This is a genomic window from Hydrogenophaga sp. ZJX-1, assembly GCF_048590325.1.
Taxonomy (GTDB): Bacteria; Pseudomonadota; Gammaproteobacteria; order Burkholderiales; family Burkholderiaceae_C; genus Hydrogenophaga.
In genome coordinates, this window is sequence record NZ_JBMBRA010000001.1 from 54,789 (window position 1) to 75,277 (window position 20,489).

Below are 20,489 nucleotides of genomic sequence, written 5' to 3' on the forward strand. Positions count from 1 at the left end.
GGACCCTTCATGAAAATCGCCATCGCCACCCACAAAGACGGGAGCCAGGTCAGCGGCCACGCGGGCCAGGCCCGCGAGTGGCTGCTGTTCGATTGCCAGAGCGGCCAGCCGCTGCCCGAGCCGCAACGCATTGCGCTCAGCAAGGAACAACTGCCGCACCACTTCAAGGACGACGGCCCGCACCCCCTGCACGGTGTGGACCTGCTGATCGCGGGCAGCGCGGGCGACGGCTTTCTGCGCCACATGGCGGGCTGGGGCGCACAGGTGCTGCTGACCGGCGAGACCGACCCGCGCGCCGCGCTGCAGAAAGTGCTGGCCGGCGAGGCGCTGCCCGACACGCGCTTCGACGTCACCACCGCACTGTGCAAGGTGCGCGACCTGTTTTCGCGCCATTGAGTTTTCTTTCTTTCATTCCCGGAGTGTTTCCATGAACATCCAGCCGTTGGTTTCTTCACTGCTCGCCGGCCTGCTGCTGGCGGCCACGGCCGCCCGCGCCGACGACATCCCGGTGGCCGTGGCCGCCAACTTCACCGCGCCCTTCAACAAGATCGCGGCCGAGTTCGAAAAGGAAACCGGCCACAAGGTCGTGTCGTCGTTCGGCTCCACCGGCAAGTTCTACGCGCAGATCAAGAACGGCGCGCCGTTTGAGATCCTGCTCGCGGCCGACGACGAAACCCCGGTCAAGCTGATCAAGGAAGGCGCCGGGGTGGCCGGCAGCCAGGTCAGCTACGCCATCGGCAAGCTGGTGCTCTGGTCGGCCAAGCCCGCGGTGGTGGACGCCAGGGGTGAGGTGCTCAAGGGCGGCGGTTTCGACCACATCGCGCTGGCCAACCCCAAGCTCGCGCCCTACGGCGCGGCGGCGATGGAGACCATGAAAGCCATGGGCGTTCACGACAGCCTGGCGCCGAAGTTCGTGACCGCCGAAACCATCGCGCAGGCCTACCAGTTCGTGAGCAGCGGCAACAGCCTGCTGGGCTTCGTGGCGCTGTCGCAGGTGCTCAAAGACAGCCAGATCCCGGGCTCGGCCTGGGTGGTTCCAGCGAACCTCTACACCCCCATCCGGCAGGATGCGCTGCTGCTGACACCGGGCAAAGACAAGGCCGGTGCGGTCGCGCTGCTCAAGTACCTGAAGAGCACCAAGGCCCAGGCGGTGATCAAGTCCTACGGCTACGAGCTGGGCCAGTGAGCGCCATGCCGACCGCGCTGAGCGACGACGAGTTGAGCCGCCTGCTGCAGGACGACGCGCCCTGCGGCGACCTCACCACCGAGAGCCTGGCCATCGGTGCGGCGGCGGGTCGCCTGGACTTCGCCGCCCGCGCGCCCATGGTGGTGTGTGGCACGGAAGAGGCGGCCCGGTTGTTCGAACTGGCCGGCGCGCGCGTGCACCTGCAGGCCGGCTCGGGAACCGCGCTGGTCGCGGGCGAGAAGCTGCTCATCGCCGAAGGCAGCGCCACCCAGCTGCACCGCGCCTGGAAGACCGCGCAGACCCTGGCGGAGTGGGCCAGCGGCATCGCCAGTTCGGCGGCGGCCATCGTGGCCGAGTCCGGTGGCGTGGCCGTGGCCTGCACGCGCAAGAACGTGCCCGGCACCAAGGCCATGTCGGTGAAAGCGGTCAAGGCCGGCGGCGCCGTGATGCACCGGCTGGGTTTGTCCGAGACCCTGCTGCTGTTCGCCGAGCACCGCCTTTTTCTGGACGAAGCACCGGCGCAGACCGTCGCGCGTCTGCGCCGCGCCCAGCCGGAAAAGAAGATCGTGGTCGAGGTGGGCGACGGGGCCGAGGCGCTGCGCTGGGCGCGGGCGGGGGCCGATGTGTTGCAGCTGGAGAAGTTCAGCCCCGCTGCGGTGGCCGACTGCCGCCGCGAGATCGACACCCTGCCAACCCGGCCCCTGCTGGCTTCCGCCGGTGGCGTGCGGGCCGACAACGCCGCCGCCCATGTGGCCGCAGGCGCGGACCTGCTGGTGACTTCGGCACCGTTCGCCGCGCCACCGCGCGACGTGCAGGTTCATTTCTTCCAGCGCTGAAGGACGCCCCATGCTCTCCCCCAACGACCTCGCTGCCGTGTGGCTCACGGTCCAGCTCGCCGGCCTCACCACCGTGCTGCTGCTCGCGCTGGGCACACCGGTCGCCTGGTGGCTGGCGCGCACGCCCTCGCGGTTGAAGGGCCTGGTGGGTTCGGTGGTGACGCTGCCGCTGGTGTTGCCGCCGGCGGTGCTGGGCTTCTACCTGCTGGTGCTGATGGGGCCGCAGGGACCGGTGGGCCGGCTCACGCAGGCGCTGGGCCTGGGCCTGCTGCCGTTCACCTTCGCCGGTCTGGTGGTCGCCTCGTGCCTGTATTCCATGCCCTTCGTGGTGCAGCCGCTGCAGCAGGCGTTTGCCGCCATCGGCCGCGCGCCCATGGAGGCGGCGGCCACGTTGCGCGCCTCGCCGATGGACGCGTTTTTCACCGTGGCGCTGCCACTCGCGCGGCCGGGTTTCATCACCGCGGCGGTGCTGGGCTTTGCGCACACGGTGGGCGAGTTCGGCGTGGTGCTGATGATCGGCGGCAACATCCCGGGCAAGACCCAGGTGCTGTCCATGGCGATCTACAACCACGTGGAAGCGATGGAGTACGACAACGCGCACTGGCTGGCTGGCGGCATGCTGGTGTTCTCTTTCGCCGTGCTGCTGCTTCTGAACAGTCGGGGCTGGAACCGTTCGTCATGAGCATAGACATCCGCTTCCTGCAGAGCTTCCCCGGCTTCACGCTCGACGTGGACCTGAGCCTGCCCGGCCGCGGCGTGACCGCGCTGTTCGGCCCCTCGGGCTGCGGCAAGTCCACCCTGCTGCGCTGCATCGCCGGCCTGAACGCTGCGCCCAGCGGCCGTTGCGTGGTCAACGGCGAGGTCTGGCAGGACGGCGCCCTGGCCCTGCCCACGCACCAGCGGCCGCTGGGCTACGTGTTCCAGGAGCCCCAGCTGTTTGCGCACCTGAGCGTGAGCGCGAACCTGCAATACGGCCGCTCGCGCGCCGCGGGCACAGCCCAGCAGGTGGCGTGGGACCGGGCCATCGAGCTGCTGGGCATTGGCCACCTGCTGGAGCGCCGCACCGCCGGGCTCTCGGGCGGCGAACGCCAGCGCATCGCCATCGCGCGCGCGCTGCTCACCAGCCCGCGCCTGCTGCTGATGGACGAACCGCTGGCCGCGCTGGACCTGGCGCGCAAGAACGAGTTCATGCCCTACCTGGAGCGCCTGCACCGCGAGCTCGACATCCCGGTGGTCTACGTGAGCCACGCACCCGACGAGGTGGCGCGCCTGGCCGACCACATCGTGGCCATGGAGGCGGGCCGGGCACTGGCCTCGGGCCCGCTGGCCGAGGTGTTGTCGCGCGTCGATCTGCCGATCCGCCTGGGCGAAGACGCGGGCGTGGTGCTGGAGGGCGTGGTGGTGGAGCGCGATCCGGCCTGGAGCCTGGCCCGGGTGGCGTTCCCGGGCGGCTGCCTCTGGGTGCGCGACGGCGGGCAGGCGAAAGGTGCCACGGTGCGCGTCCGCATCCTGGCGCGCGACGTGAGCCTGGCGCTCTCGCCCGCGACCGACACGAGCCTGCTCAACAGCCTGCCCGTGGTGGTCGACCAGCTGGCCGACGACAGCCACCCGGCGCTGGCCCTGTGCCGTTTGCAGGTGGGGACTTCGTCTTCGCTGCTTGCGCGGTTGACGCGGCGCTCGGCGGCGGCGCTTGATCTGCAGCCGGGTCAGGCTGTGTGGGCGCAGATCAAGGCGGTGGCTTTGATCGGGTAGGTATTCAGTACCTCCCGATTGGTTGGTGTTCTCGCTAAAGCCCCGCTGCCACGGGCTGCGGGTCGCTGAAGACCAACCGCCAGCGGCGCCTCACAGCACCACGTCAAATCCCTCGAACTGCGGTGGTCCTAGGTACAGGTCGCGTTGCTGGCCCGCATTGGCGTGAGCGGCGCGGAACGATTCGGAACGGGTCCATGCCTCGAAGGCGGCGGCGTTGTCCCAGGTGGAGTGCGAGACGAACAGCGTGGCCTGTTCACTGCTGGGGCCTTGCAACAGGTGGAACGACTGGAAGCCGGGCACCCCGGCGAGGCGGCTGTCGCGCAGTCGCCAGACCTCGATGAAGTCGGACTCGCGACCGGGTGCGATGTGAAAACGGTTCATGGCAATGAACATGGTGGAACTCCGGAGGTTGAATAGACCCATGTGCGCGCAGGACATCAGCGCGACGTCGCTGACCGGCTGACCCGCCTTCAGCCCTTGCCACCACCCACCAGCGTGAACGCCTCACGCAGCAACAGCAGCTCGGCCATGGCACCGCCGCGCAGTTCGCTCAAGGCCTTGAACGTGCCGCCCATTGCATGGATTGCAGGCTTGGGTGCGTCGGGTGTGTTGAAGCGCAGCAGGTGCACACGCAGCGGGCCGCCGGGCGTCTGGAACCAGGCCTGATAGTCGTCCACGGTTTCCAGCTCGTCGGGGTTCAGTCCGGTGTCTTGCACCACGGCCTGTTTGATGGCCGCCGCCTCGTGCCCCGCGATATCGGTGGCGGGTGCGGCCATGGGCTCGGCCCCCTCGGGCAGGGCCTGCGGCCAGAGCATGCCCTGAACCCACCTGGGGAACAGCAGCGCGTGGCTGTAGTCGTCGAAGTGGCAGAGGATCACGCGGTTGCGGCTCAGCAGTTCTGTCTTGCTCATGGGGTGTCCGGTCGGTTGGGTGGAAGGTCGTCGGGCGGCTTCAGCGGTAGCCTTCTTCGCGCAGCACCTGGTGCACGACCGGGCGTGCGCGCAGGCGCTCGAACAGGGCCTGGCAGCGCGGCGGCAGGGCGATGTCGGTCTTGCTGGCCCAGAAGAACACATAGAACAGGGCCGCGTCGGCGATCGTGAAGTCGGCACCCATGGCGCAGCCGGTTTCCGGCAGGCCGGCTTCGACCACGGCAAAGGCTTCGCGCACGATGCGCCTGCCTTCCGCCGTGATCGCGGCCGTCCACTGCGCGGTGTCAGGTGTGCTCAGGCCCTGGGGCAGGTAGCGCTCGGTGGTGAAGATGCGCGTGAAGCCCTGACCGTGCACCGTGTCCACCGCGTAGTCCATCAGCTCCAGCGTGTGCGCGGCCAGCAGCGGGTCGTCGCTCAGCAGGCGCTTGCGCGGGTGGCGCCGTGCCAGCCAGTAGGCGATGGACGGGAAGCTGGTGAGGGCGCTTCCGTCGTCGAGCACCAGGGTCGGGATCGTGCCCTTGGGGTTGATCGCCAGGTAGGCGGGTTTTCGGTGATCGCCCGCCGGCAGGTTGACGATGTTCACCTGGAACGGCAGCTCCAGCTCTTCGAGCAGGATGTGGATGCCGGTCGTGCAGGAGCCGGGCGTCATGTGGAACTGGAGGGTCATGCGTGGCCGGTTTGCAAGACGCGCGCCACGCCGTCTCAGGCGGGCAGGGCTTGCACGCGGCTTGCTAAACAGCTGCACACCACCTGGAAAGGGCCTGTCGCGCCCGGTTCCCTGTGGTCTTTGTGCCGGTTCCCGTCCGGTCCTGTGTCGGCTTTGTCTGATAGTGCCCATGGTTTTTGCTCCGCCCCTCAACACCGACGACCTGCGCCGCTGGCGCAGCTGCGAGCGCCGCTTCTGGCTCTCGCGCCGCCAGCTGCAGCGCGGCGTGCCCGTGCCGGGAGCGACGCCCACCGAACCGGAGCCGGCGCCCGCCACGGGCCTGGACGTGGCCCTGCGCGCCTCGTTCCCGCACGCCGACACGGTGGCCGCGCCGCAGAGCCCTGCGCAGTGGCTGCAGGCGGTGCGCCACACCCTGAACTGTCTGGACAGCGACGCCGAGCCGCCCGAGGGCTGGGCCGTCCTGGGCGCCTGCCTGACCAGCGAAGACCGCGCCCAGGTGCGCATCGACGTGCTGACCGCGGGTGAACACGGCCTGCGCCTGTTCAAGGTGCGCTACGCGACCGTGGGCGACGACAGCGACGTGGACGATGTCGCGCTCTGGACCCACGTGGCCGCACGCTGCGGCTTTGCGGTGCAGAGCGTGGGCCTGCTGCTGGTGGACACCGATTTCGTCTACCCCGGCCACGGCTGTTACGCCGGCCTGTTCCGCGAGGTGGACCTGGGGCCGGTGCTCGGCTCGCGCCCGGTCGCCGAATGGCTGGAGGCCATGCGCCAGTGCGAGCGCGGCTCCGAACCCGAGGCCAGGCCCGGAGTGCATTGCCACCAGGGCAGCGGCTGCGAGTTCGCGGCGAGTTGCAAGGTCTGTGTGCTGCCGGCGGCGGCCGACCATGCCGAAACCAGCCTCGACATCCTCGGGCGCGAGGCCGCGGCCGAATGGCGCGCCGCCGGCCACCACGACGTGATGAGCCTGCGCCCCGAAGACATCGCGCCGCCGCGCCAGCGCCGCGCCGTGCGCGCGGTGCAGCAGGGCGCGCCGCTGCTGGAGCCCGAGGTGGGCGCGCTGGCCCGCGCCTGGCCCTACCCGCGCCACTGCCTGCGCTTTGACACCATCGGCCTGGCCGTGCCGATCTGGCCCGGCACCCGGCCCTACCAGACGCTGCCGTTCCAGTGGAGCTGCGCGGTGCAGACGGCGGACGGCGCGTGGAGCGAGCACCACTTCCTGGCCGAAGGGCAGGGCGGTGACCCGCGCCGCGCTTTTGCGCTGTCGCTGCTGGGCGTGCTCGGCACCTCGGGCGCGGTGCTGGCCTACAACGCCGGTTTCGAGCGCAACCGCATCCGCGAGCTCGCGCAGTGGTTCGACGACCTCGCGCCCGCGCTGGAGTCGATCCTGCCGCGCATCGTCGATCTGTTCCAGATCGCGCGCGGCCATTACTACCACCCGGTCATGGCCGGCTCCTGGTCGTTCCGCTCCATGGCGCGCGCCGTGGCGCCCGGGCTGGCGATGGACGTCGTGCTCGACCCTGCGCTGGACGCGGGCGCCGGGCGCTCGGCGCGGGCGGTGTTTGCGCTGATGCAGAAACCCGGACAAAGCGCCGCCGTGCGTGCGGCCTGCCGGGCCGCGCTGCAAGCCCATGGCCAGCGCGAGACGGCGGTGCTGCGCCGCCTGCTGGCGCTGTTTGAACAAGCAGGAACCGCTCCATGAACACCGTTGCCACCGAACACTTGCCCTTGAGTGCCGAGGACTTCACCGCGCTGGAGGTCTGGCTCAGCGTGCGGCGCCAGTCCTTCCCCGAGACGCCGGACTGGGAGTTCTGCGAAGGCTTCATGGCAGCCCTGGTCTGCTGCCGCCGCGCCATCGCACCCAGCGAATACTGGCCCCGGTTGCTGGGTCTGGCCGCCGACGCCGTGCCCGCCAATGTGTCATCCCTGTGGGCGCGGCGCTGGGCGCTGGTGGAACAGGCGCTGGACACCCGCGTGAGCGCGCTCGACGACCCTGCGGCTTACCAGCCCGAGCTGGGCGAGAGCGACGATGCGTTCGCCCAGCGCTGGGCGCAAGGCTTCATGGCCGCCGTGGCCGCCTGGCCCGAGGAGTGGGCCGGCCCGCGCAACGCCCAGGCGCAGCAATGGCGCGAGGCGGCGCTGAAGCTGTTGCGCGCGCTCACGCTGCCCGACACCGGCGCGCCCACCCTGCATGCCTACCAAGACCAGCAAGGCCCGCCCCGCGTGAGCGCGGCGCGCATGAAAGCCGTGGGCGACGCGATCTGGGCGGTCTACAACCTGCGCGAAACCTGGCAACGCCTGGGCCCGCGCGTCGAGACGGTGAAACACGCTGCGGCCGCGCCGGGGCGCAACGATGCTTGCCCTTGCGGCAGCGGGAAGAAGTTCAAGAAGTGCTGCGGGTGAGTGCGGGAGGGTGGTTCGCACTGTGCGCAAAATTCGGCACGCAGCTGGTATGGCCGAACGCAGCGTCGGAAAGCAGTGGAGACGGTGCCTGTTGATAACGCCATCGGCGGTCAGCCATGAGTGGAAATTTCGATGGGGGTCTGATCGACTGTTTGAGGCTGGGTGCTGCCAGTGACTTTGCTCGTGTGAATATCAGCAGCCAATGTCACCTGTCATTCAAGGATGGAAGGGTCGAACGACCGCTGTACCTCCGTCACCGGCCTCTCAACATATGCCAGCCTGACCGTGCTTTAAGAATGACTCCTCGCGCCCGAGGATTTTTGGTCTGCCGGTGGAATGAATCAGGCAGGTGTTGACCTCGGGGCTGCAGATTACCCCCTGGTTTCGCACGAGATGGGGAGGTGCATCGACAGCCTGGAGATCGGAGCCTCCCATCTCGCCGCAAATTGCCAGACTCAGATACTCGGCTGCCAGATCCGAACAGGGATTCGGGTCGCCAAATCCTAGACTCCATCAGGCCCACAGACTGGTGAGCTGCGGACCACTGTGGTTTATCCATACAACCGCGCAATGGAGACAAAGAATGACGACGACCCAATTGAAGACCGCGCTGGACGCGGTGCTCAAGCAGAACGTGGAACGCCACGGTGGATCCCCAGGCGTGGTGGCCATGGCGACCAATCGGCAAGGGAATTTCTATGAAGGCGCTGCCGGCTCGCGCGAGCTGGGCAAGGATGGCGCCATGACCACCGATTCGGTGCTCGCCCTCTTTTCCACCACCAAGGCCTTGGCCGGCGTGTGCCTGATGCAACTGGTGGAGGAGGGCAAGGTGAGCCTGGGCGACCCTGCTGGAGCGTACGTGCCGGAGATCGATGAACTGCAGGTGCTGGACGGTTTTGATGTCGCGGGCCAGCCCAGAACGCGTCCGCCCAAGCGGCGCATCACCATCAACGACCTGATGCTGCACACGTCCGGCCTCTGCTACGAGTTCTTCAGCAACGACGACCTGAAGTTCCGTGCCGCCAAGGGCATCCCCACTGTGGTGTCGTGCACGCACGCGTCGATTCGCACGGTGCTGCTGCACGACCCCGGAGCCGCCTGGACCTACGGCGTGAACATGGACTGGGTTGGATTGATCATCGAGAACCTCCGTGGCAAGCGCTTGGGCGATGTGATGCGTCAGCGGGTGTTCGAACCGCTGGACATGAAGGACATGGCCTTCACCATGAGCGACTCCATGGTGCAGCGCCGCGCGACCATCCACGACCGCGCGATCGACGGCAAGCTCACACCGCTGCCCGATCTGGCCTTGCCGCAGCCGCCCGAGATGGACTGCGGCGGGCATGGCCTGTATGGCACGGTGGGCGAATACATGAAGTTCATCCGCATGATGCTCAACGATGGGGCTGGACCGAACGGCCGTGTTCTCAAGGCCGAGACGGTCGCCGCGATGTGCAAGGACGGACTGGCCGACATGGGGTTGTCGGCTGGCGGCTGGACGACCTCCGTCCCCTCGCTCAGCAACACGGGCGAGTTCTTCCCGGGCACCGACAAGGGTTGGGGCTACACCTTCATGACCAACCGTGAAGACACGCCAAGCGGGCGGCCTGCCGGCTCGCTGATGTGGGCGGGTCTGGCCAACTGTTTTTACTGGATTGATCGCAAGAATGGCATCGGCGGCTATTGGGGTACTCAGATACTCCCGTTCCAGGACGCAGCGTCTTACCCCGGGTTTGTGGAATTCGAGACAGCGGTCTACCATCACCGCTGAGCCGATCTGAGGCCACGCCGGGTCGGGTTGCCCGGCGTGCAATGACATCAGCGATGGAGACGAACCCATGGAAGCCATCCGCAATGTGCTGGTCCACGACGCCAGTGGGCACCCGAGCACGAACCACCGGCTGGTGGCCTCCAGCGAGTGGGACGATATTCGCCAGTGGTCGGACAAGGTGTACATGCCGTACGACGTCACGCCCATCGGCAAGGCCAGGAGACCGGATTCGGTGCTCGACGCAACGCGGATCGGGCACTTCACACTGAGCCGTTTCAAGTACGGCATCCCGGTGAACATCAAGGACTTCTCACCCGAAGCCGGTACCGGAATGGTGCTGACCACGCTGCGCGGATCGGCCCGGCACTGGAGTGAGCTGCGAACATTCAGCGATACCGGTGTGGGCGATGCCTTCGTGGTGGACAACTCGCGCACCCACTACTGGGTGGATTTCGATCACAACCATTTGCAGGTGAACCTGACCTTTGAGCACGACGCGCTGTCCCAACTGTACGAGCGCTGGTTTGGCGAGCCGGCCGATGAGCGCCTGTGGCTGCGCACCTTCCGCTTGGGCGGTTCGGGCTCACCCTGGATCGGACTGCTGAGCTATGTGTGTCAGTGCATCACGCACCTGCCCGAAGCGGTGCAGGCCGGCCCGCTGGGCAAGCACCTGGAGGAAATGATCGGCGTGCACCTGCTCACACAGTGGCGCACGCACCTGGACCAACCCGCAGCACAAAGCGAATATCGGCTCGCACCGCGCCACGTTCTGGCCGCGGAGCGGCACATCCGCGAAAACGCGCGACATGCGCCCACGCTGAGCGAACTAGCAGCAGTGGCGGGTGTGAGTGTGCGTTCGCTCGGTCAGGCCTTTCGCGAGTACAGGGGCTGCACGCCCATGGAAGCGCTGCGGGAACAACGCCTGCAGGGTGTTCGAGCGGAGTTGCTGCTGGCCCGGCCCTGCGCCACCGTCCAGTCGATCGCTGCAGACTGGGGCTTCTCCAACCTGGGGTACTTTGCGAAACTGTTCCAGCAACGCTTCAACGAACTGCCATCAACATCGCTTCGGCGGCACGCAGGGACGCGGCATTCCTGAGCGTCCCGACACACCGCAGGCGGACTCTGCGTGCACCTTGCCCCCCGTGCCGTGTCGCAGCCATTAGCCCGCAGCGGACATCAGGTGCAACGTCGAAAATCCGTCATTCCTTGTTCGGTAGTCGGTAAATGTTGCCGTCTCAAAGACGCGCTCCTCCGATAGACCGACGTTCACTCAGCAGCGCTTCGCATGCTGGTCCGGCAATCCATGGAGCTTTACATATAACCCCCGTTTCTGCGACTGATGATTGGCCGCGCCTGGTTGACAGTGTGAGTATGAGGTCGCGCCAGTAGGCTGACCTTCGACGAGCAGTCCGTCGAGATGGCTGACCGTATACCTGCAGTAGGCTGGTTGCAGCCGGTGACCAAGCACGCCTGAATGTCGGCCGCCGCAGTCACCTGTCTTTTGAGGATGGAGGAGTCGATCGACCGCTGCACCGCCGTCACCGGCCACTCAACACATGCCAGCCTGATCATGCATCGAGAACGGCTCCTCGCGCCCGAGGTGAGCGTCTGTGCTCGACCCAGAGGAGCCAGCGGAGGTTTTCTTCGAGAACGACAGGTCGACTTTGGACGCATTCATGCACCGAACATGCCGAAAAAATCGAGCTTTGCAACTCCAGTCGTTTGCAGGCGGCAACTGCTGATGGGACCACGATCGAGGTTGAACGACATCACTCAATTGAAGGGAGCTGGCGCGAACGTCCGCAGTTCGACAGCACCACGAAGAGCCCTCAAAAGCGCTTGTCCATGCGATCGTCACTTGGGTAAGCTTGCAGCCTGATGTCATCATTTCGCCACAATATTGCGCAAGGCCTCGCTGATGCAGACGCGAACGTGCGGTCGTGGTGGCGGGCGCTGTGTGCGCTTGCCGCACTAAACGTGTGTCTATGGTTGGCCGTATGGCACTTTGGGCTTGTCAGCGGTGTCCACGGTGGTCTGCAGCTCGCGTTGTCTGGCGTCTACGTGATGGTGTGCGCCTACCGCTCGGTGCTTCCCCGGGTGGACCTCGAACGGCTCGTGGTCGTGGACACGCGTCTGTCCAGCATCTTCCTCGGCCGCGCCGCAGCCACCATCGCCGAGATCTGTTTCGCGATGCAGCTGGGGCTGCTGGTCCAGCAGCTGGGCGTGCATGCCGGCATGCCGTGGGTGCAAAGGGCCGCCTGGGCGATCCCGATCTTCATGGTGGTGGCACAGGGTTTCTGCTGGCACAGCGTGCTGACCCTGAATCACATCACACAGGCCGTCGAGTCCATGCTCTGGGCAGCGGGCTTTTCCTGGATGGCGGCCTTGCTGGGCGTTATCGCACTCGACAGCAGTGGCTGGGTCAACTCGTTGGCGATCTTTGGGATTCTCTGCGCGATGGCCTTCGTGGCCTATGTTCTGGTCGTGGACGCGCCGATGTACTGGCGCCGTTACCGACACGCGCGCGAGCGCGGGCAGTCTTACATGCGTCTCGACCAGGGCGCGCACGATGCGTGGCACCGCCGTGTGCGCAGCGGCAGCTGGGTCGCATGGAAGGCCGATGCCCTCTGGCTGACGCCCTATTTCAGCTTCGGCGTCTGGGCCAGCATCGCGATGGCGTGCGTTCCCGGCGTCTGAGCATCTAGAAGGAGCAAGCCTGCGCGCGACATCGCAGGCGATCCCTGAACCAGGCCGAGTGGTCAGGGAGAGTCACGACAACGATGGGGGCACAGCGCCTTCTTTTCGAGCTGCTGTTCCTGTATCCAGGCAGGGCTCCCGCCTCAAGCAATGCCGTTCATCACGAGCCCTGGAACAAGGGAAAGATCGTTGGACAGAAGGCCCCCTTTTAAGGTCAAGGACATCTGGGCGTTGCGCGTCCGCCTTCAGATGGAAGGTCGAGTCCGCGATCTCGCGCTCTTCAACCTCGGCATCGACAGCAAGCTGCGCGGATGCGACCTCGTAGCCCTCAATGTCCGCGACGTGTGCCATGGAGACCAGATGGCCACGCGCGCCATCGTCATGCAGTTCAAGACCCAGTGCCCAGTACAGTTCGAGATCGCGGCAGCAACCCGTGAATCCCTGCAGGCGTGGATCAAGCAGGCTGCGCTGAAGACAGACGAATTCCTATTTCCCACCCGGATCCACGACCCGCCCCATTTGGGGACCTCGGTCGAGCGACCAGTGTCATAGGGCTTACGAGAACCGCTTGGCTCCACGCCACCGAACGCTTCCTCCGCCCTGGACGTGACCTTCGCCTACGCGGCCAAAAAAGCCGGAAGTGACAAAAGCGGGCGTTTGCGCATCAGCGTGCATTCGGATTCTGTGCGAACCAACTTCAACGTCCGCCAGCCTCGTTGCCAGGCAACCTGAACTGCCACACATTGCCACACGCTAACACGAAGCGGCCAGATTTCGGACACATTGCCTGCCTACCATGAGACTTATCAGTGAGACAGGTGCCGTCCAATAGGACAAGACCTTCAAGCTGGTGAAATCCTATGAACTCCCACTTTCATTTGAGGAACGCATCATGAAAAGCTTCGCAAAATCCACCGTTGTCGCATCCCTTCTGGCCTTGGCCTCAGTTTCTGCTTTTGCCCACCACCCGGCTGAGGACATCGTCGATGAATTGATCTATCTGATGATTGATGAAAACGTGTCAGACACACCTCACGCCGACCTGGATTTCACCAGCATGGGTAACTGATTCAGGGTTGGTCTCCGCCTGGGGGGCGCTGACTACTTGCGCAGGCGACTGTTGAAAGACTGAATCGGGCTTCAGGCAAACAAGATTGTCCGAAGCCCGATTGCTTTCGGTCAGTCAACACGCGGCACCGCAACTTCACCCCTGGCAAGATCGACAAGCGCCTGCACCAGATCGAGGAGAACTTTCTGCGGTACTTGAACGCCCTGGAGACCCTTGTTGATTCATCTGCACCCCCAATGGCTCATTTTTGGAAATGAATCAACACCGTGCATCCGAGTTGTGCCTCATCATCTCTCCATGGCTGCGGCGTAGGTCAAGTACCAAGGTTGACCGGTCGCTCGTTCGGAAATCCGCCACTCGCTCTTCTGGGTCGGTACCGCCAGTCCCGCGGGTGTGAAAGCGGTCGATGGCTTGGCGCCAGCTGGGTCGCGATTGCCCTATGACTGCAGTACCTCGTACAGCCGCCACGCAGGCCGTCGCCTGTCGCTGGGCACATCGACTGCTTGGTACGGGTCAGCGTGAGTACGCCCGCCGCCAGTGACCGGCTCCAATCGCTGCACTGCCGTCCTCCGATGTTCGACGGTCAGATGAAGGCTGAAGTAGCCACAAACTACCAGTCGTGGGAAAGTCTGCATGTCTCTCCGTTGAGGTCTTGCGCGCAAAACCGGAGTCTGCGCAGAGCGAATACCCAGAGCTGACTAACATAAGCACTTACAAGAAGGCTTGGGAGGTCCTAGGGTGCAACGCAATCTGAAAGTAGACATAGACGCCCATACGTGGCCAGGCGGCGGTTTACAGCCTTCGTTTCTGACGTTCCCCCGGAAAGCCGCGACAGGTCAAAACTAGAGGTACGGTTGCTTCCCAAGGCCCCCAAAGGGGCAGGAGAAGCGATGAAAAAGTCCCGATTCAGCGAAGAGCAGATCGCCTATGCGCTGCGAATGGCCGACGGCGGCACGCCGGTGGTGGACGTGTGCCGCCAGATCGGCATATCAGATGCCACGTTCTACACGTGGAAGAAGAAGTACGGCGAGCTGGGCGTGAGCGAGCTGCGCAAGCCCAGGCAGCTTGAAGACGAGAACGCGCGCTTGCGACGCATCGTGGCCGATCTGACGCTGGACAAACAGGTCCTGCAGGAGGTCGTCAAAAAAAGCTCTGAGGGCTGTCAAGCGCCGCGAGCTGGCAGCCTGGATGCAGGAGCGTTTCAAGGTCAGCGTGCACCGCTCGTGCCGACTGGCGCTGCTGCAGCGCTCGACCTGGTACGCCAAGAGTGAGGCACGGGACCAAAGTGCGCTGCGCCAGCGCATCCGGGACATTGCGTTGAGCCGGCCGCGGTTTGGCTACCTGAGGGTGCTGGTCTCGTCCGCTGAAGCTGCGCACTACTTCAGCAGCTTCCCCATGCCAGCCTAGCGCGGCGGCACACAGCCGCACGGCATCTTGGTCACCATCCAAACGCCCAGGTTCGACGCACTGGAATCGCCGTGGCATGCCAATGGCATCACCGCTCAACGCAGCAATTGCGGCAGTTGGTTGACAGAACCCAGGTGCTGCGGAAATGTGACCAAGGAGTTCGAGACAGCGGTAACTTGAAATCCCTGATTCGAGACGTTCCCCCAATCAGGTCCTGTCCGCGACCTTCAAGCCAACGCTCGTCAATCGAATCGCGCCGGTGCATAGGGCGCCGCGTCCACTACGGGTGGCGTGCCTTCGATCAGTTCCGCCAGCAGCCGGCCCGCCACGGGCCCCATGGTGAAACCCTGGTGACCGTGCCCGAAATTGAACCAGAGCCCCGGGTGCCGCGGCGCGGCGCCCATCACCGGCAGCATGTCACCGGTGCAGGGTCTGGCGCCGACCCAGGGCTCGGTCTCCACCGGCGGCCCCAGTTCCAGCAGCTCGTTGGCCAGCCGTTGCGCGCGGGCGACCTGCACCGGTGTCGGAGGTGAATCCAGCGCGGCAAATTCCGCCCCTGTGGTCAGTCGCACACCCTGGCGCATGGGCGCGACGACCAGACCACGGTCGGCGTCCAGCAGGGCCAGCCGGGGCGCCTGAGCACATTGGAAATGGCGGTGGTAGCCGCGCTTGACGAACAGCGGGTAGCGGTAATCCAAGGAACGCACCAGCCGGTCGGACCACGGGCCGAGCGCCACCACAGCATGGGGCGCGCTCAGCTCGCCCTCGTCGGTGTGCACCTGCCACCCCTGTCCTCGCGCCCGCAGGGTGAAGGCATCGCCGCGCACCAGCCGACCACCACGCTGCAGAAACAGCTGTGCGTACCGCGAGACCAGAGCGCCCGGATCGGACACCGACCACGGCTCCAGCCAATGGATGGCGCCCGCCAGACGGCCGCGCAGCGCGGGCTCGGCCTGGGCCAGTTCGTCCGCATCCATCACCCGATGCGGCACACCGAATCGCTGATCGGTCTCGCGTGCCTGGGCGGCGGCCTTCTCCAGGGTCGCGCGCTGCCGGTACACGAAGCGATAGCCCTCGCGCCGCACCAGGTCTTCGGTCCCGGTCAGTGTGATCAGGTGCTCGTGCTCGCCCACGCTGCGTTGGGAGAGGGCGGCGTAGGCCTGGGCCAGCCGGGCATGGCGGTGGGGCGCCGAGTTGCGCCAGTACCGCATCAGCGGCAGCGCTAGCGCGGGGAGCGCCGAGATGTGGTAGTTGACATCGGCACCACGCTTGCCGGCCACACGCAACAAGGTCGAGATGTCCCGGGGAAACGGATACGGTTCCACCGCGTCGCACTGGATGATGCCGGCATTGCCATAGGACGTTTCCCGACCCGGCTCGCGCCGGTCCATCAGGGTCACGCGGTGACCGCGGAGCACCAGTGCAAGGGCCGTGCAGGTGCCGACCATGCCGGCCCCGAGGACGATCACATCACGGCTCATGCCCGCAACCGGGCCACCGCCGTCAGTTCCAGTCGAGCACCCGGCAGCATCAGGTCTGCCCGCACCGTGGTACGAACCGGGTAGGGCGTCTTGAACCTCGCGGCGTAGACGCGATTGAAGGCCGGAAAGTCGGCGGGATCGGTCAGGTAGGCGGTCATCGAGACCACATCGTCCAGGCTCAGCCCCTCGCCCGCCAAGGTCGCCGCGATGCGGTCCAGGGTCAGAGCGGTCTGTGCTTCGATGCCTTCGGGAACGCCGCCATCGGTGGCGATCGGCATTTCGCCGGCCAGGAACAGCAGGCCTGCGGCCGGGCGGATTTTGGAAAAAGGCAGGGTGGATGCGGTGCTCATGGTGCGCGGGGTAAAGAACGGCCGGAATTATTTCCTGACCGATGACCCGGCATCAAGGAGCCGAAGCGAACGTTTCGTTGCGTTTTTCGCAATGAATGTCGAACCACGGTGATCAGTGGATGAGGCCACCCCTCAGGTGGGCGACGAAAGCGCGCGCCGCATCGGTCAGCTGACGCCCGGCCATGGACTGGACCTCAAAATGGCGCTCATTCATCTCTCGGTCGCGCAGCGGAACGGCGGTCACCAGTCCTGCGTGCAGGTGCTGGCGCAGCGCCGTCTCGCCGCAGAAGGTGATGGCCTGTGTGGCAGCGACATAGCTCACCAGCGGGTAGAGGTGGTCGCTGGCAAACACCGCTTCGAGCGTGAGCCCCTGGCGGCTGCAGCTGATGTCCAGCAACTGGCGCAGGGTGGACGCCTGTGTGGGCAGGGCCAGTGGGTGGGCCAGGACCTGCGCCAGAGACACCTGCCGGCGCGTGGCCAGCGGATGCCCCGGCGCCATGACTGCCAGCACGGGCGACGGGTGCCGCAGCTCCACGGCCACGCCCCGTTCGGAAGCCAGGCTCACGGTCACCCCCAGGTCAACCTCACCCTCCCGCACCAGGCGCAGCACCTCGGACTGCACCCCCATGCGCAAGGAGAACACGATGCCCGGACGCTGTTCCTGGAACTGCGCGGCCAGGGTGGGAAGGAACTCATAGGCAAAACCTTCGGTGGCTGCAAGGCGAACCTGCCCCATGCGCAACCCGCGCAGTGCGAGGATGTTTTCAGCCACCTGCTCGATGTCGAGCCACGCGCGGCGCGCGTGGGCGGCCAACAGTTCACCGGCCGAGTTCAGCACCATGCCCCGCGCGCGGCGATCGAACAGCAGGGTGTTGAGTTCGCGCTCCAGCCGGGCGACCTGGCGGCTCACCGCTGACGGCGCCACATCCAGGCGGGCCGCGGCCTCGGTGACCGATCCGGCGTGGACCACCTCCATGAAATAGCGCAGTGCCACTTCCTGTAGCACACGTTGGTTCAGCACCCTGCGCGGTGCCAGCGCTGGCGGGGAGGTGGTCGATGGTGAAGCGGTGCTCATGGATTCAGCCTAGCCGCAAATTGCGATTTACGCAACGATACTTTGACATCATTGTCATTGCTGATGGCCTCGTGGGTTCCTAGCATGGCATTGCCTTCTCAACCCACCACCGCCCCAACCGCCATGCACAAGTCCACACAGTTCTCCCGTCGCCACCTGGTCCTGGCCAGCGCCGCCTGTCTGGCGGCCCTGGCACCCCTTGCCGCACAAGCCCAGGACAGCTTTCCCACGCGCCCGATCACGCTGGTGGTGCCCTTTCCACCCGGCGGCAGCTCGGACACCATCGGTCGCATCGTGGGCAAGCAGATGACCGAACTGCTGGGCCAGCCCGTCGTGATCGACAACAGGCCCGGCGCCGGCACGGCCGTGGCCGCCGCCTACGTGGCCAAGGCCCCTGCGGACGGCTACACCCTGTTCATCAGCTCGGGCTCGACCTTCACCGCCAATCCGGCCATCCGCAGCAACCTGCCCTACGACCCGGTCAAGAGCTACGACCCACTGGCCATCGTGGGTCGCATCCCGCTGATCCTGCTGGCCAACAAGAACGTGCCCGTGAACACCGTGAAGGAGTTCGTGGCGGCGATCAAGGCAGCCCCCGAAAAATACAACTACGCATCGTTCGGCACAGGCACCACCTCCCACTTTGCCGGCGAGATCCTGCTGCAGGCCGTGGGCGGCCGCATCCTGCACGTACCGTACAAAGGCAGCGCGCCGGCCATGACCGACCTGATGGGTGGGCAGGTCACGTTCTCGGTGGACACCGTGACCGCCGCCATTCCCCAGCTCAAGGCCGGCAAGGTCAAGGCCATCGGCGTCACCACCGCCCAGCGCTCATCCCAACTGCCCGATGTCCCCAGCTTCGCCGAGTCGGGATATGCCTCCGTGAACTTCGACACCTGGATCGCCCTGGTTGCGCCCAAGGGTACGCCGGCACCAATCCGTGCCCGCTTGGAGAAGACGCTGGCGACCATCGTCGCCAGCTCCGAGACCCGCGCCAACCTACAGGCGCTAGGCGTGGAACCGCGCTTTGGCAGCAGCAGCGCGACCGCGGCACAGATTGAGAGCGAGTTGCCCCTGATGCGCGCCGTCGCTCAGCGCGCCAACATCCAGTCCGACTGAACGCCGCCCGCCGACATGACGACTCCTTCCTCCGACGCGCTCACCAGACTGAGCGCGGTCGAGCTGCGGCGCCTGATCGGCGCCCGCCAGCTCTCCCCCGTTGAACTGCTCGAGGCGTGCATCGCACGCATTGAACAGGTCAATCCGCTGGTCAACGCCGTCACCGCCACCTGCTTCGAGCGCGCCCGTGCGGAGGCCCGGACAGCCGAACAGGCCGTGATGAAAGGCGATCCCTTGGGCCTGCTGCATGGCCTGCCGCTGGGCGTGAAGGACCTCGAACCGACCGCGGGCCTGCTGTCCACCCTGGGCACGCCGTCCATGCGCAACCACGTCCCGTCGGCCGACATCGAACTCGTGGCCCGGTTGCGTCGCGCCGGTGCCATCGTGGTGGGCAAGACCAACGTGCCCGAGATGGGCGCGGGTGCCAACAGCCGCAATCCGGTCTGGGGCGCCACTGGGAATCCCTTCAATCCGCGTCTGAACGCCGGGGGATCGTCGGGCGGATCGGCGGCCGCGCTTGCGCTGGACATGCTGCCGCTGTGCACCGGGTCGGACACCGGTGGCTCGCTGCGCATACCGGCCGCCAAATGCGGGGTGGTCGGCATGCGCCCGTCCCCGGGTGTGGTGCCCAGCGTGCGCAAGCCCCTGGGCTGGTCGCCGATATCGGTGGTCGGCCCCATGGGACGCACGGTGGAGGACGCCTGCCTTCAGCTGGCCGCCACCGCCGGGCCCCACCCGGGCGACCCCCTGAGCCATCCGCTCGACGCGCAGGCCTTTCTGCGGCCGGCGCGGGTCGACCTCTCGCGCCTGCGCGTGGCGTGGACGGAAGACTTCGGCCAGTGCGATGTCGACCCGGTGGTCCGCCGCGCTATGCGCGAGAAGATCGGCGCCATGCGCCACCTGTTCGCGGCCTGCGACGAGGTCCGCTTCGACCTTGGCGAGGTCCACCGCTGTTTCGATGTGCTGCGCGCCGAAGCCTTCGTGGCAGGCATGCGCACCACCTACGAAAAAGATCCCTCCAGCCTGGGACCGAACCCGCGTGCCAACTACGAAATGGGCGTGCGCATGACCTTGCTCGACAGCGCTTGGGCACAATCCGAGCAGACCCGCATCATTGGCCGCTTCCAGCGGGTGTTTGCCGATTACGACCTGGTGCTCTCGCCCACCACGCCAGTGTCGCCCTTCCCCTGGACGCAGTCGCACGCGGCCGAGATCGACGGCCATGCGCAAGACAACTACTACCGCTGGCTGGCCCTGACCTACCTGGTGACCCTCACCACCCACCCGGCCCTGAGCCTGCCCTGTGGTCTGGACGAGCGCGGCCTTCCGTTCGGACTGCAGGTGGTGGCGCCCTTCCGTGCCGACCTGGCGCTGCTGAATGCGGCGCAGTCCATGGAACAGGCCTTCGAAGGAGATGTGCGGCTGCGCCGTCCGCGCCCCGACATCGGCAGCCTGCGGCCGAGCGAACCACCGCTGACCTCCATCGTCAGTGCCGCACCCGACGACCCACATGCTCACGAGCCCAACGACGGACTGTCAACGTCGGTGGTCTGATCACGAAGTGTGAACCGCCCCGGGGCGGTTCACGATGCCAGACGCAATCAGCTGGATCAAGAATCCCAGCGTAGAGTGGATGCGTTTCTCTGCCCGTCGTTCGCACGGAACGAGGGAAAGGACCAGAGCGATTCCTCAGTTTTCGAGCGGCGTCCACTAGCAAAAAGTGCGATCAGGCGTCCAGCATCTAGTG

The 20,489-nt window shown here is 66.1% G+C and carries 20 protein-coding genes and 1 pseudogene; 15 read left to right on the forward strand and 6 right to left on the reverse strand.

Annotation, left to right across the window (positions count from 1 at the left end; all coding sequences use genetic code 11):
* Positions 1-9 precede the first annotated feature (9 nt).
* The 5 genes from ACN5W5_RS00300 to modC are packed head-to-tail and all read left to right on the forward strand — an operon-like array spanning position 10 to position 3,774.
* Positions 10-396 carry a NifB/NifX family molybdenum-iron cluster-binding protein gene (locus tag ACN5W5_RS00300; protein ID WP_420046627.1) on the forward strand — a complete coding sequence of 129 codons (387 nt, stop codon included), beginning with the start codon at positions 10-12 and terminating at the stop codon, positions 394-396.
* Positions 397-427: 31 nt separating this feature from the next.
* The gene (modA, locus tag ACN5W5_RS00305) at positions 428-1,186 is read left to right on the forward strand and encodes a molybdate ABC transporter substrate-binding protein (RefSeq protein WP_420046628.1); all 759 of its coding nucleotides are present in this window, start codon (positions 428-430) and stop codon (positions 1,184-1,186) included.
* A gap of 5 nt (positions 1,187-1,191) precedes the next feature.
* Positions 1,192-2,022, forward strand: coding sequence for a ModD protein (gene modD, locus ACN5W5_RS00310; protein ID WP_420046629.1), 831 nt, complete (start codon positions 1,192-1,194; stop codon positions 2,020-2,022).
* A 10-nt stretch (positions 2,023-2,032) separates the two neighbouring features.
* A complete protein-coding gene (gene modB / locus ACN5W5_RS00315) occupies positions 2,033-2,704 on the forward strand; it encodes a molybdate ABC transporter permease subunit (RefSeq protein ID WP_210825758.1) in 672 nt (223 codons plus the stop codon).
* Positions 2,701-3,774, forward strand: a complete 1,074-nt coding sequence (gene modC, locus ACN5W5_RS00320) for a molybdenum ABC transporter ATP-binding protein (protein ID WP_420046630.1) — start codon at positions 2,701-2,703, stop codon at positions 3,772-3,774. The genes modB and modC overlap by 4 nt, the downstream gene beginning before the upstream one ends.
* Before the next feature lie 90 nt (positions 3,775-3,864).
* Here modC and ACN5W5_RS00325 read toward each other — a convergent pair whose 3' ends face one another.
* The 3 genes from ACN5W5_RS00325 to ACN5W5_RS00335 all read right to left on the reverse strand — a co-directional run bounded on the left by ACN5W5_RS00325 (position 3,865) and on the right by ACN5W5_RS00335 (position 5,370).
* Positions 3,865-4,167 carry an antibiotic biosynthesis monooxygenase family protein gene (locus tag ACN5W5_RS00325; protein WP_420046631.1) on the reverse strand — a complete coding sequence of 101 codons (303 nt, stop codon included), beginning with the start codon at positions 4,165-4,167 and terminating at the stop codon, positions 3,865-3,867.
* A gap of 77 nt (positions 4,168-4,244) precedes the next feature.
* Positions 4,245-4,685, reverse strand: coding sequence for a hypothetical protein (locus ACN5W5_RS00330; RefSeq protein ID WP_420046632.1), 441 nt, complete (start codon positions 4,683-4,685; stop codon positions 4,245-4,247).
* 40 nt (positions 4,686-4,725) lie between these two features.
* Positions 4,726-5,370, reverse strand: a complete 645-nt coding sequence (locus ACN5W5_RS00335) for a glutathione S-transferase family protein (protein WP_420046633.1) — start codon at positions 5,368-5,370, stop codon at positions 4,726-4,728.
* 169 nt (positions 5,371-5,539) lie between these two features.
* Between ACN5W5_RS00335 and ACN5W5_RS00340 the strand changes: the two genes are divergently transcribed.
* From ACN5W5_RS00340 to ACN5W5_RS00375, 8 genes and pseudogenes are all read left to right on the forward strand, one after another.
* Entirely contained in the window at positions 5,540-7,072 is a 1,533-nt protein-coding gene (locus ACN5W5_RS00340) for a DUF2779 domain-containing protein (RefSeq protein WP_420046634.1), read from the forward strand.
* Positions 7,069-7,773 carry a UPF0149 family protein gene (locus ACN5W5_RS00345; protein ID WP_420046635.1) on the forward strand — a complete coding sequence of 235 codons (705 nt, stop codon included), beginning with the start codon at positions 7,069-7,071 and terminating at the stop codon, positions 7,771-7,773. Before ACN5W5_RS00340 ends, ACN5W5_RS00345 begins: the two co-directional genes overlap by 4 nt.
* A 583-nt stretch (positions 7,774-8,356) precedes the next feature.
* Complete coding sequence (locus ACN5W5_RS00350; RefSeq protein ID WP_420046636.1) at positions 8,357-9,544, forward strand: serine hydrolase domain-containing protein; 1,188 nt, start codon at positions 8,357-8,359, stop codon at positions 9,542-9,544.
* 67 nt (positions 9,545-9,611) lie between these two features.
* Positions 9,612-10,640, forward strand: coding sequence for an AraC family transcriptional regulator (locus tag ACN5W5_RS00355; protein WP_420046637.1), 1,029 nt, complete (start codon positions 9,612-9,614; stop codon positions 10,638-10,640).
* 950 nt (positions 10,641-11,590) lie between these two features.
* Entirely contained in the window at positions 11,591-12,241 is a 651-nt protein-coding gene (locus ACN5W5_RS00360) for a hypothetical protein (protein WP_420046638.1), read from the forward strand.
* A gap of 83 nt (positions 12,242-12,324) precedes the next feature.
* Positions 12,325-12,769, forward strand: a pseudogene (locus ACN5W5_RS00365) (hypothetical protein); the annotation flags it as partial.
* Between the two features lie 364 nt (positions 12,770-13,133).
* Entirely contained in the window at positions 13,134-13,310 is a 177-nt protein-coding gene (locus ACN5W5_RS00370) for a hypothetical protein (protein WP_420046639.1), read from the forward strand.
* Positions 13,311-14,200: 890 nt separating this feature from the next.
* A complete protein-coding gene (locus ACN5W5_RS00375; RefSeq protein ID WP_420046640.1) occupies positions 14,201-14,581 on the forward strand; it encodes a transposase in 381 nt (126 codons plus the stop codon).
* A 378-nt stretch (positions 14,582-14,959) separates the two neighbouring features.
* Here ACN5W5_RS00375 and ACN5W5_RS00380 read toward each other — a convergent pair whose 3' ends face one another.
* The 3 genes from ACN5W5_RS00380 to ACN5W5_RS00390 form a co-directional block, all read right to left on the reverse strand.
* Positions 14,960-16,198, reverse strand: coding sequence for an NAD(P)/FAD-dependent oxidoreductase (locus tag ACN5W5_RS00380; RefSeq protein WP_420046641.1), 1,239 nt, complete (start codon positions 16,196-16,198; stop codon positions 14,960-14,962).
* A complete protein-coding gene (locus ACN5W5_RS00385; RefSeq protein WP_420046642.1) occupies positions 16,195-16,548 on the reverse strand; it encodes a RidA family protein in 354 nt (117 codons plus the stop codon). Before ACN5W5_RS00385 ends, ACN5W5_RS00380 begins: the two co-directional genes overlap by 4 nt.
* Positions 16,549-16,660: 112 nt before the next feature.
* A complete protein-coding gene (locus tag ACN5W5_RS00390) occupies positions 16,661-17,623 on the reverse strand; it encodes a LysR family transcriptional regulator (RefSeq protein ID WP_420046643.1) in 963 nt (320 codons plus the stop codon).
* A 123-nt stretch (positions 17,624-17,746) separates the two neighbouring features.
* Here ACN5W5_RS00390 and ACN5W5_RS00395 point away from each other — a divergent pair, with 123 nt between their 5' ends.
* Positions 17,747-18,742: a Bug family tripartite tricarboxylate transporter substrate binding protein gene (locus ACN5W5_RS00395; protein WP_420047414.1), complete on the forward strand. Its 996-nt coding sequence runs from the start codon at positions 17,747-17,749 to the stop codon at positions 18,740-18,742.
* 15 nt (positions 18,743-18,757) lie between these two features.
* Positions 18,758-20,296: an amidase gene (locus tag ACN5W5_RS00400; protein ID WP_420046644.1), complete on the forward strand. Its 1,539-nt coding sequence runs from the start codon at positions 18,758-18,760 to the stop codon at positions 20,294-20,296.
* Positions 20,297-20,489 lie beyond the last annotated feature (193 nt).